The organism is Limnospira sp. PMC 289.06 (assembly GCF_032350395.1).
In the GTDB taxonomy this organism is placed as follows: Bacteria; Cyanobacteriota; Cyanobacteriia; order Cyanobacteriales; family Microcoleaceae; genus Limnospira; species Limnospira platensis.
Genome location: NZ_JARPLC010000456.1, coordinates 1 through 533 on the forward strand (window position 1 = coordinate 1; position 533 = coordinate 533).

Genomic DNA, 533 nt, shown 5'->3' on the forward strand with positions numbered 1-533 from the left:
CCAACGCCCAACTGTAATGGTAGGGATATGCTAACAGGTCACGGTTTGATTGTAAAGAAATAGAGCCTAGTAGGTGTACAAATGGCGATAGCGAGTTTAAAGAAAGGGTTTGGGAAACCAAAACCAATCAAGACTACGAACAACGCATGGAAGGCAATCCCATGGACTAAGGTTCAACGGAAAGTTTTCAAGCTCCAAAAGAGTATATTTCAAGCAGCTAAATCGGGACAAGATGCAAAGGTAAGAAGGTGGCAACGTCTATTGGTGAAATCGTACTATGCCCGGCTCTTAGCAGTGCGGCGAGTGACCCAAGACAATCAAGGAAAGAAAACAGCCGGAGTGGATGGAATTATCGCAATTTCTCCTAAGCAAAGGTTTGAACTGACTGAGAGAATCAAAGGAAATCTCAAAGCAAAAGCACTTAGAAGAGTGTGGATACCAAAACCCGGCAGGGATGAAAAACGCCCGTTGGGAATTCCCACAATCCAAGATAGAGCAAGGCAAGCCTTGGTCAAGTCGGCTCTCGAACCTGC

Annotated in this window: 1 protein-coding gene; it reads left to right on the forward strand. The window is 45.4% G+C overall.

Features of this window, described 5'->3' with window-relative positions; genetic code table 11:
- Window positions 1-81 precede the first annotated feature (81 nt).
- The coding region (locus tag P5674_RS25760; protein ID WP_315670480.1) for a reverse transcriptase N-terminal domain-containing protein at window positions 82-533 on the forward strand (452 nt) is incomplete at its 3' end.